The organism is Clostridium sp. (assembly GCF_036781005.1).
Lineage (GTDB): Bacteria > Bacillota > Clostridia > Clostridiales > Clostridiaceae > Clostridium_B.
The window spans coordinates 1-10,870 of record NZ_DAIQBT010000056.1 but is presented as its reverse complement, the minus strand read 5'-3'; the positions used below and the strand labels follow the sequence as shown (position 1 = coordinate 10,870).

Sequence of the window (10,870 nt, the reverse complement as noted above, 5' to 3'; positions counted from 1 at the left end):
AGAAGACAAGAAAAAAAGAATATGGAGAACAATCCAGCTTACAAAGCTCGTCGTTAGGTAGTAGAAGCATTCATGGATGAATCGTTTTAGAAAATTGCTTGTTGGATTTGAGAAAACAGATGCAGCCTATTTGGGGATTATTAAGCTTGCCTGTGCTTTTATCGCTTTTAGAAAGATTGAAATAATTTAGGAATAAGCTCTTAGCCTTAAAGTGATAAAACTTGTTCATTAATGGGATTCCACATAATATTAAAATTTTTGTAAAATAACGCAAAGTGATGTAGAAATCTAAATTCCTCTTTTTAAGGATAAATGATATAATCATTATTAAGGAGGATAATTGCAATGAAAAAGTTAATTTTAGTTTTAGGGATAATAGTTACAATAATATTTGTGAGAATGCTAATAAAAGGTATGAATTCAGATAATAAACATCATTCAGAGTCATAAAAGCACTTACTGTGATAAGTAGGTGCTTTTTATTGTTTTGTTAATTGTTTTGTTAAAAAGAGATAAGTAGGTTTTTATGCATCTTGACAAATAAAAAATAGAGTTATAAAATAGGTTAGTATTCTTAAGGTTAGAATTATGACTTTGTTGGAGGTAATATATATGGGATACGAAGAATTACGAGAGTTGCATGATTTATTGTTTAAAGCCATGGGTTTATTCCATGAAAAATTTCTTTGTCAATTTGGTAAAGAAAGTCCAAATTATCCAGGAGTTAAAAAAAATCATATTATGATCATTGGTTTCCTTTATCGATACCAAACCCTTACTGCAACGGAAATTGCAAAGAAACTAAATATGGAAAAAGGTAGCTTAACCACCTTGATTGATCAATTAGAGGGGGTTGGTTTGGTTACGCGCTGTAAGGATCTTAATGACCGTCGAAAAACATTGATATCACTTACGAATATTGGTAAAGAAGAAATGGAAGCTATTATGAGAAACTCCACTCAGCGTATGTATGAAATATTAAGCAATGCAGATCCTGATGAGTTGTTAGAATTTATTAGTAGTCTCAGATATGCTGTGGAATTCATGCAAAGAATTAAGAAGGTGAATTAAAAAATGAACAATATAAATGAACTTAGAGATGGTAAAATTAATAGTTTATTATGGAAATTTTCTTGGCCAGCAGTAATAGCTATGCTAATAAATTCTTTGTATAATATTATTGACCGAATATTTGTAGGGCATGGAGTTGGCTCAATTGCAATTGCGGCCACAACTGTAGCTCTTCCAATCATGCTTATTCTTATGGCAGTATCTGTATTGATAGGGGTTGGTGCTACATCACTTATCTCTATTCGTTTGGGAGAAAAAAATCAAGGAGAAGCTGAAAAAATTATCGGCAATGCTACATTATTGTTGATCTTACTCCCAATAGTTATAAGTATTATTTATTTCCTTTTTACCGATAATATTTTAACTTTTTTTGGTGCAAGTGCGGAGGTTTTACCTTATGCTAAAGAATTTACACATATTATAATGCTAGCATCTGCATTTGGCTCTTTAAGCATGGGAATGGTTAATTTTATCAGAGCTGAAGGTAATCCTAGAATGTCTATGTATACCCAGGTAATTGGAACAATAATCAATATAGTCTTGAATTATATTTTTGTCATAAAATTAGGTCTCGGAATTAAAGGATCTGCATTGGCAACTGTCTGTGGTCAAACATTTTCAGCAATTTGGGTATTAAGTTATTTTCTATGTGGATCTAGTCTTCTGAAAATACGATTAAGAAATCTAAAATTGAAGAAAAGTTTAGTTTTTAGTATTATGGGTATTGGTTTTGCACCTTTTTCTATGCAATTGGCCAATAGTTTACAAAATATCATTTTGAATAAATCACTAATGACTTATAGTGGAGATATGGCATTATCGGCTATGGGCATCATTGGGAGCGTAGCCACTTTGATGTTTATGCCTATTCTTGGTATTAGTCAGGGTGCCCAACCTATTATCGGCTTTAATTATGGTGCCAAACAATTTAATAGAGTAAAAGAAACTTTGAAAAAAGCAGTAATTTTGGGTACAATTATTGCAGTAGTCAGTACTACAGTAGTACATTTATGGTCCGCCCAAATTGCTGGCGTGTTCAGCAATAATAATACAGAATTAACAAAGTTAACTGCTCATGCAATGTCAGTCTATTTCTTCATGTTTCCTGTAGCGGGTTTTCAAATTGTTTGCTCTCAATATTTTCAGGCAATTGGAAAACCAATTCAATCCACGATTTTAGGACTATCTAGACAATTGCTGTTATTGATTCCATTATTGCTGATATTGCCACGTTTTTGGGGCACTGAAGGTGTATGGAGAACTCCGCCTATTGCGGATATTCTATCGGCCATCATAACCGCAATTGTTATATTCTCAGAAGTTAAGTGTATAAATGAAAATGATGTGACTCGAAGTATCAATTTGAAAAAGGCCAATTCTCAATAAAAAATATCCTTGTATTTAGCAATTTTTTAGTTTGTGCTAATAATAGATAGTTTGTTTACAAATAGTTAATTGTTATGACATTAAGTTGTAACAAAAACTATTTATAATCATAAGTGTCTTTAGTAGATAAACCAATGTATTTAATGTTATATACCTTCAAAATAATATTGAAAATAAGCACTCGTAATTTAGAGTGCTTATTTTATACTAAATATTCAGTATCATAGAGAATTATATACATTTAAATGTTTAAAATCAAATAACTTAGTATTTAATAAAAATATTTGGGGATATTAATTTTAACAGTTATTTTTATATTTGGAGGTTGTATAAATGGGAAGTTCTATAAAAACACCATTAGTTTCATCAGAAATATCAGGTATTTGGAATTCTTACATAGGTGAGAATATAATTGCACATATGATTAAATATTTTGCCAATAAGGTGGATGATAATGAAATTAGCGACATGTTACAATATGTATTGAATTTGTCTAACCAGCGTATCAAAATATTAACTAACTTATTTAATCAAGAGAAGCTCCCTTTACCGGAAGCATTTACAGATAATGATGTTAATGTAAGTGCTCCACGGTTATTTACTGATGTACTATACTTGCAATATGTAGCATATAAGACAAGAGCAGCAGTACGCAGCTACAGTGTGATTTTAGGCAGTATAACCCGTTCTGATATTAGGCAGTATTTCTCAAAGTGTATTCAGGAAGTTACTGATGTTTATAACAAAGTGGAAGAGCTGGGATTATCAAAGGGTATTTTTATTAGAACACCACAGGTAGAGGTGGCCAAAACAGTTCAATATATAAAAAATAAAAGCTTTATTTTAGATATGTTTGGAAAAAAGAGGCCTTTACTTGCAGGTGAAATAACAGATATTATTTCTATTATGAATGATACGGTTATAAGAAAAGCTCTAGTAGTTGGTTTTAGCCAAGTATGTAAAAATAAAAATGTTTCCAATTACATATCAAGAGTTATGGAACTTGCAACTAAACAAAATAAGGGTTTTGATTCATTCTTAACAAATGAAGGCATTTCAATTGGAAGTTCTTCATGTTCATATGTAACTGACTCAACAACATCACCATTTTCAGATAAATTTATATTAAACAAAATTCTTATAATGTATAGGTTGAAGATAGGTAGTATGGGTATAGCATTAGGAAATATAATGAGAAGCGACTTGACTTCTACTTGTAAGAAATACTTGGATGAAATCATGGAGTACTCTAAAGATGGTATAGATATTATGATTGATAATGAATGGCTTGAACAACCCCCACAGGCAATAAATCATGAAAATTTAGTAAAAGTTTAATATTTGGAAATTTAGCAAATATTAAAAGACAAGTGTTAAAAATAGACATTGTTAAAGCAGTGTCTATTTTGTTTATAAATAGTTAATAAATATGACATTAAACTGTAATAAATACTATATATAATTATAAGTGTCCTAAGGAAATAGCCTTAGAGAAAATGAAAAGCAATGTGTGTTTACATATATGAGAAAAGTAATGGTAATTACCAAACTGGTGTCTGTAGTTGCAGGGCACTATAAATTCAAATGCAACTGCCATAGGATAAATTTAGACTCCTTTAAAAATAGTGTTGTTTAAAATAAGTACTTGTCATTTAGAGTGCTTATTTTTATTTGTCTGGAGTAATTAAATATGGTAATATTAAGTTGTAATTGTATAAGGAATGCAATGGTAGCTGAGAGGAATTTATTAACAAAAGATTATATTATTTTTTATAATAGGATTAATTATAAAGAATATTAAAACAATGTTAATTAGAAATGGGGCTCAATATATGTATTATGCAAAAATCAATGAATTTATTAAAAATTTAAATAAGGATACTATTGAGGAACTAAAATTACAACTTAGAAAATATGTGGGCCAATTGATGTTATCAATAAAAGATGAAGAGAATAATTTATCTCTGGATGACATAAATAGTATGCTAGATATTTTAATTATGAGAGAAGAATTTCAATATGATATGGAAAAGGACTTAAAAACAGAAAATATTAAATTTGGATTGTTGACAAATGAATTTATAAGTATTTATAAAAAGTTTACGAAAGAAGTAGTTGAAAATGGTTATACTCATGATGCCATAGGGTTAACTAGGAGTGTATTAAAAGCATTGGGATGTTTACCTAGAGATGTATTTCTTGTAAGTAAATATAGAGGATCATCAGAAGAAATGAGCAATTATATAATTTCAGTGGAATATTTGGAAGATTTACAGGGAGTACTTTACGAGCATTTAAATCAATATATAAGAGAAGTTTCAAGAGAGTATTTCTTTGTTTTAGGATTAGTCAATTATATAAAACATGAGTTAAAAGAAAGTATTGGTGGAATTGGAGAAACAATTTTATCAACATTAAGAGATAGGTCTTTAGAAGATTTTAATAAAGAAGAACATATTAATGAATTTAAATCTATGATTGACAAAAATTATATTAAGGAATTACAAAGAAGAGTATACTCTTGGAATATTCTCAGTACGAAATTAACAGAAGAATATTATATAGATGAATTGTATGAAGGTTAGAAAATGGGATAGGATTAAAAGTAGTTTTTGGATTGCAAATGAAGAGTGTTTTTATCCTCATTGTAAAAAATACGCTATAATATTATTAATATTTTGTTAGTATGGAGAGAGTTTATAATGGAACCTGTAGAAGAAACTAAAAATAAAATAGGGATTATATCATTTGTTCTGGGGATTATTGGGCTTATAGTATGTGGAGTGCCTATAATTGGGGCACTTGTGACTATTGCTGGTTTAGTTTTGGGCATAAAAGGTCGTAGTACTATACGTAAGAAATTATCAACTGTTGGAATTTCTTTATGCATATTAGGATTGTTTGCCGTTGTTATAGATGGAGCTCTTTCCTATAGAGGTACAACAGCAACTTTATTTAATTGTGGTGCAAATACATCTGATAGTAATGTATTTAATATAGAAAAAGAAAATAATGAGGCAACTGAGAAAATAGTATTTTGCCAATATATAGATAACAATCTAAATACCACAAATATCGGAGATACTTTTAGTGTGGATAGTCAATTTTATGCTAAGTTTGATAATAAGGCTCCAGTTGAAACTTCAAAATTAAAGTTAACTATTTATATGATGAATAGTAATTATTTCAATGTATTTTATACAGAAGAACTAGATATTGAGCAAGATGCTGCTGCATTATCTATACCACTAAAAATTGATACAGCAGGAAAATATAAAGTTATTATAACACGTTTATCTGATAATAAAAAACTAGGCGAGAATGAAGTAACAGCTGTATTCTATAACTAATTTTTTAAAATAACAGGATAACTATATAACTGTACTTACTTTTAGGAAGGTTGTCATTTATTGATAGTATTTTTTATTCTAGTAAACATCGAAAAGAATCTATATATATGTTACAGAACAATTTTATTTTTTCTTTTGGAATACATGTATAATTATCGTATACACCAATGGTATAAAAACCTTCATTTTTTGCAGTTCTCATTGCATAGTCGGCATCTTCATAAACTATAGTATCTTTTATATTTGCTTTCATTTTTTCTAAAGCAAGATAATAGATGTCTGGTGTGCTCTTTCCTACACGAACCTGATCACAGCATATTATAAAGGAAAAATAGTGCAGCACCTCTAACCTTTTTAGTGCTGTTTCTGCAAATTGCACTGGTGTAGCGGTGGCTACGCACATTATTGTGCTATTTTTTTCTAGATGTGAGAGATATTCCTTTACATATGGTTTTAAGGGCAATTCATACTTGTATTTATTTTCAATTAATTTATTTGTGTCAGAAATAATTTGTTCTTGACAATCTCTGATCTTGAATTCTTTTTTAAAGTAATTGGCTGATTCTATCATAGACATTGAACTTATAATTTCATTCAAGTTGTCTGGAGGCTTAATTCCCCTTTTTGTTAGATAATCTTTTCCGACATTTTTCCAGGCAGACATGGAATCTATAAGGGTACCGTCCAAATCAAAAATAGCATATTTATATTTTTTTAACATGTTAACAAGAGTGATGTTTTTTTGTTTTTTTATCAATTGACCATACTCCTTGCGGACTATAATTTATTTTAATGTAGGACATAACACTGGGTGCACCTTTTTCTATACATATAATCTGACATCTCTTTACAATATCCATCAATTCATCATAATCACCTTCTATAGTAGTTTCAAAAGGACCAACAAACATATTTAATCCTGTGCTTCTAATATAGGCGATGACTTCGTCTACGATGCGAATGGTTTCTTCCCCTTTTACTTGTGGCAATACCTGAATTGCTATACTTGCATTCATTTTTAATCCTCCTCAGTACATTGGTTAGTGTAAAGTATTTATATTATCTTATCCTTTATAATAATGTAGTTTTTTCGTGATTTTTGAAATTAATGTATTAAATTCTATTTTAATATAGCATAAAGTTACTTTTAAAGCAATGTTTTTACCTGAACAGCACTATTGCTAATAGCCGCATATTACTCAAATATGACTACAAATACCATAAGAAAATATAGATTTTTATTTTTTAAAAAAATATACATAAGAATAACTTACAGCTTAACAGGCATAATAGAAGAATGTATCCTTTAAAAATAAATGAAGGGAGTAGACTCTATTTATGGGCAGAGGCTGGCAAAATAACATAGTATTTGAACTTTTTTTAATATTAATACTTACAGCTATTAATGCATTCTTTTCAGCAGTGGAAATGGCAATTGTGGCTTTAAATAAAAGAAGAATTTCCTATTTGGCGGAGGAAGGGAATAAAAAGGCAAATGTACTATTGAATTTAATGGATGATCCAAGCAACTTTTTAGCTACAATACAAGTTGGAATAACTCTTGCAGGATTTTTTGCCAGTGCATATGCAGCTACTACCTTGTCATCAGGATTTGCAGCCTATTTACATAAAATCAATATTCCGTATAGTGGAAAAATAGCTGTAATTATTATAACTATAATATTATCTTACATAACCCTTGTATTTGGAGAATTGCTTCCAAAAAGAATTGCATTACAGCATTCGGAAATAATAGCTATGGCATTTATAAGACCTATTTTATTTATAAACAAGATTATGATTCCTTTTGTAAAATTGCTTTCAGGTTCTACCAATTTGATTATGAAAATATTTAATTTAAGTATGGAAAATGAAGAAGATAAAGTATCTGAAGAGGAGATAAGATCTATTATAGAACTTGGACAGGAAAATGGGATATTTAACCAGTACGAACTGCAGATGATAGAGGGAATATTTAATTTTGATGATAAAATTGCCAAAGAAGTCATGACTCCGAGAACGGAGGTCTTTGGTATAGACATAGACAATTTATTTTTTCATAGCATCAAGGATATAATAGAGGAAAAATATTCTAGAATACCTGTCTATAAAGATGATACGGATAATATAATAGGTATACTTTATATTAAGGATTTGTTCATAGAGATTATGAAATCTTCTATAGATGAAATAGATGTAAAGTCCTTATTGAGGACGCCTTATTTTGTACCGGAAAATAAGAATATAGGGGTACTTTTTAAAGAACTTCAAAGTACTAAAAATCATATGGCAATTTTAATTGATGAATATGGAGGATTTTCTGGCATTGTAACTATAGAAGATTTAATTGAAGAGGTAATGGGTAATATATTCGATGAATATGATGACAATGAACAGTGTATAAGCAAACTTGATGAAAATACATATTTAGTTAGTGGGCTTTTATCTATATATGAAGTAAATGAATTTTTAGATTTACAACTAAAATCAGATAACTCAGATACTATAGGTGGTTTTGTGATAGATCTTTTGGGAAGTATACCAAAGGAAGGAGAGGAAAATACTGTGGAGTATGATAATATAATTTTTAAAGTAGAAAAGGTAGATGAGAAGAGAATAGAAATTTTAAAGATATATATATCTGATAGTGAAAAAAGTCAGGAGGTAGATGATTGAAATTAAATTCTTGAGGTTATGTAAGATAGAAGTGGTATATAAGGGTATTTTTATAGTATAATTTAATTTTTCTTTAAATTTAAGAGTTTTTGTAAATTGATATAAGTTTTCAGATAACTTATCATAAACATATGAGATTTATTTTCATGTTCATATTTAGAATAGGAGGATTAATATGGAATTAGATAAGGCGTTTTTAAGGAAATTTATACAAAGTGCTTTTTCGGATACGGTAGAAGTTATATATTGGGATGGTGTGAAAGACAAATACGGAGATGGAAAAGCAAAGTTTAAAATATATATAAATGGACATATTTCTAAAAAAAATATTTTAAAGGATCCTTTCCTTACAGTTGGAGAAGCTTATATGAATAATATAATTGATTTTGAAGGAAATATTAGGGAAATAATAGAGTCGGTGTATAGGAATAAGGACAGTTTTTTACATAAAGCTGAAGTGTTCTCAAAAATTTATAAAGTGCTTCCAAATAATATTAAAAGAAGTAGAGAAGACATACAATATCATTATGATTTAGGTGATGACTTTTATAGTCTCTGGCTTGATAAAACCATGACCTATTCTTGTGGTTATTTTATGAAGGAAGAAGATTCACTTTATCAGGCTCAGATAAATAAGGTAAATTATATATTGAAAAAACTTCAATTGAAACCAGGTGAAAAACTTTTGGATATAGGCTGCGGATGGGGAGAATTAATTGTTACGGCTGCTGAAAAATATGGAGTAAATGCATTAGGCATAACTCTAAGCAAAAAACAATTTGAAAAGACAAATAAAAAAATATTGGAAAATAATTTACAGGAAAAAGTTGAAGTAAGGTTAATGGATTATAGAGAATTAGTTAAAGAAAAATATAAGTTTGACAGAATAGTTAGTGTAGGAATGATTGAACATGTAGGTAGACAAAATTTATCCTCTTATATGGAAGATGTAAAAGCCATGTTAAAAGAAGGGGGAATATCACTTCTTCACTGTATTACAGCACAAAAAGAAGGGGAAGTAAATCAATGGATTAAGAAATACATATTTCCAGGAGGATATATACCTTCTATAAGACAATTGGTGAGTTTAATGGCAGACAATGATTTACATCTCATAGATGCAGAGAGCTTGAGACTACATTATTTTAAGACATTAAAATGTTGGGCTGAAAATTTTGAAAATAAATTAGATGAAATTAAGAAAATTAAAGATGATGTTTTTATAAGAATGTGGAGACTCTATTTAAATGCTTGTTCTGCTTCTTTTCATTATGGTGTAATGGATATACATCAGTTTTTATTCACAAAAGGACTTAATAATGATATACCTATGACTAGAAATTACCTGTACGAAGACTAATGAATTTAAAAAATCAAGGCATATACCTTGATTTTTTGAATTGAAGGTAAGTATTCAATTTCATAAATAATTAAGGAATTGATATAGAAGAACCAGTGGTATTTACAAAAAAATTACTACAGGAGTTTTTTAACTTTAAATATGCAGTGGCACCTGTACAATGGGAAGGCCCTAGCATTTCTATATTCATTTTTTTAAATTCCACTATGGTTTGTTCTATTCTATTTTCGGAAGCTTCCATAAGGTGAGTTCCACCTATTATCCCAAATATGTTTTTATTTGATTTGATTTCAATAGATTTTATCATATTTAGTATTCCAGGATGAGAACAGCCTAAAAGTACTAAAAGTCCTTTAGGGGTATCTATTCCTAAACATATTTCATCTTTAAAAGTATCAACTTCAAAACCTCCATTTATTTTTATTTTCATATTAGGGTTGAATTTTTCAAAATCATAGTGGGAGTTGAAATTTGAAAACACATAAATATCTTTTTCTATTTCTGTTTCATCCCAGTTTATATATTGTACATTCAAGGAGTTTTCTTTTAAAAAATCTTCATCGAAATTTACTCCTATATATCGAGGTTTCTCTTTAATATTATTTTCATTATAATAATATTTTTTACCATTAGAAAAAAAATATTTGCTTAGTATTATTTGTGGTCTTATATTAAAATTTTGGGTAAAACTCTTTAAACCATTTCCGTGATCATAGTGAGCATGGCTTATTATGATATAATTTGTCTTATTTAAATCTATGTTCATATCTTTAGCATTTTTTATAAAATTTCCACTCTTACCTGTGTCAAATAGAATATTAAATTTTGGAGATTGTATAAAAAATGAGAGGCCATGTTCGTATATTAAATCTTTGTTGTTACTTAGAGAATCTTCTATTAAAGTAGTTATTTTCATATATATCACTCCTATATTTAAAATCAAAAGTTATAAAAACAGAATAAAAATTTTTTTAATACTAATTTTCTTTAGTAAACATAGAAACTATCCAATTCCAACCTGTAATGG

The 10,870-nt window shown here is 28.8% G+C and carries 10 protein-coding genes; 7 read left to right on the top strand and 3 right to left on the bottom strand.

The genetic code is table 11. From position 1 onward, the window contains the following. Nucleotides 1-612: 612 nt before the first annotated feature. From V7Q02_RS14975 to V7Q02_RS14955, 5 genes are all read left to right on the top strand, one after another. Complete coding sequence (locus tag V7Q02_RS14975; RefSeq protein ID WP_333861894.1) at nt 613-1,071, top strand: MarR family winged helix-turn-helix transcriptional regulator; 459 nt, start codon at nt 613-615, stop codon at nt 1,069-1,071. A gap of 3 nt (nt 1,072-1,074) precedes the next feature. After that, nucleotides 1,075-2,457 (top strand): MATE family efflux transporter, encoded by a 1,383-nt coding sequence (locus V7Q02_RS14970; RefSeq protein ID WP_333861893.1) that lies wholly within the window; start codon nt 1,075-1,077, stop codon nt 2,455-2,457. 333 nt (nt 2,458-2,790) lie between these two features. Then, nucleotides 2,791-3,795: a DUF3231 family protein gene (locus V7Q02_RS14965; RefSeq protein ID WP_333861892.1), complete on the top strand. Its 1,005-nt coding sequence runs from the start codon at nt 2,791-2,793 to the stop codon at nt 3,793-3,795. A gap of 494 nt (nt 3,796-4,289) precedes the next feature. Next, on the top strand, nt 4,290-5,042 hold the full coding sequence (locus V7Q02_RS14960; protein ID WP_333861891.1) for a hypothetical protein: 753 nt from the start codon (nt 4,290-4,292) through the stop codon (nt 5,040-5,042). A gap of 117 nt (nt 5,043-5,159) precedes the next feature. Continuing rightward, nucleotides 5,160-5,807, top strand: coding sequence for a DUF4190 domain-containing protein (locus tag V7Q02_RS14955; protein ID WP_333861890.1), 648 nt, complete (start codon nt 5,160-5,162; stop codon nt 5,805-5,807). A gap of 73 nt (nt 5,808-5,880) precedes the next feature. Here V7Q02_RS14955 and V7Q02_RS14950 read toward each other — a convergent pair whose 3' ends face one another. Beyond that, nucleotides 5,881-6,564: an HAD family hydrolase gene (locus V7Q02_RS14950; protein WP_333861889.1), complete on the bottom strand. Its 684-nt coding sequence runs from the start codon at nt 6,562-6,564 to the stop codon at nt 5,881-5,883. Then, nucleotides 6,530-6,823: a thiamine-binding protein gene (locus V7Q02_RS14945; RefSeq protein WP_333861888.1), complete on the bottom strand. Its 294-nt coding sequence runs from the start codon at nt 6,821-6,823 to the stop codon at nt 6,530-6,532. The genes V7Q02_RS14950 and V7Q02_RS14945 overlap by 35 nt, the downstream gene beginning before the upstream one ends. 322 nt (nt 6,824-7,145) lie before the next feature. On the opposite strand from V7Q02_RS14945, the gene V7Q02_RS14940 reads away from it, so the two are divergent. Both V7Q02_RS14940 and V7Q02_RS14935 read left to right on the top strand, forming a co-directional pair. After that, a complete protein-coding gene (locus V7Q02_RS14940) occupies nt 7,146-8,483 on the top strand; it encodes a hemolysin family protein (protein ID WP_333861887.1) in 1,338 nt (445 codons plus the stop codon). Between the two features lie 175 nt (nt 8,484-8,658). After that, entirely contained in the window at nt 8,659-9,843 is a 1,185-nt protein-coding gene (locus V7Q02_RS14935; protein ID WP_333861886.1) for a cyclopropane-fatty-acyl-phospholipid synthase family protein, read from the top strand. A gap of 70 nt (nt 9,844-9,913) precedes the next feature. Here the strand turns inward: V7Q02_RS14935 and V7Q02_RS14930 are convergent, their stop codons facing one another. After that, a complete protein-coding gene (locus tag V7Q02_RS14930; protein ID WP_333861885.1) occupies nt 9,914-10,759 on the bottom strand; it encodes an MBL fold metallo-hydrolase in 846 nt (281 codons plus the stop codon). Nucleotides 10,760-10,870: the final 111 nt, after the last annotated feature.

Coding starts and splice junctions, on each gene's coding strand:
- V7Q02_RS14975 (WP_333861894.1), top strand. CDS start 613: ATGGGATACGAAGAATTACGAGAGTTGCATGATTTATTGTTTAAAGCC.
- V7Q02_RS14970 (WP_333861893.1), top strand. CDS start 1,075: ATGAACAATATAAATGAACTTAGAGATGGTAAAATTAATAGTTTATTA.
- V7Q02_RS14965 (WP_333861892.1), top strand. CDS start 2,791: ATGGGAAGTTCTATAAAAACACCATTAGTTTCATCAGAAATATCAGGT.
- V7Q02_RS14960 (WP_333861891.1), top strand. CDS start 4,290: ATGTATTATGCAAAAATCAATGAATTTATTAAAAATTTAAATAAGGAT.
- V7Q02_RS14955 (WP_333861890.1), top strand. CDS start 5,160: ATGGAACCTGTAGAAGAAACTAAAAATAAAATAGGGATTATATCATTT.
- V7Q02_RS14945 (WP_333861888.1), bottom strand. CDS start 6,823: ATGAATGCAAGTATAGCAATTCAGGTATTGCCACAAGTAAAAGGGGAA.
- V7Q02_RS14940 (WP_333861887.1), top strand. CDS start 7,146: ATGGGCAGAGGCTGGCAAAATAACATAGTATTTGAACTTTTTTTAATA.
- V7Q02_RS14935 (WP_333861886.1), top strand. CDS start 8,659: ATGGAATTAGATAAGGCGTTTTTAAGGAAATTTATACAAAGTGCTTTT.
- V7Q02_RS14930 (WP_333861885.1), bottom strand. CDS start 10,759: ATGAAAATAACTACTTTAATAGAAGATTCTCTAAGTAACAACAAAGAT.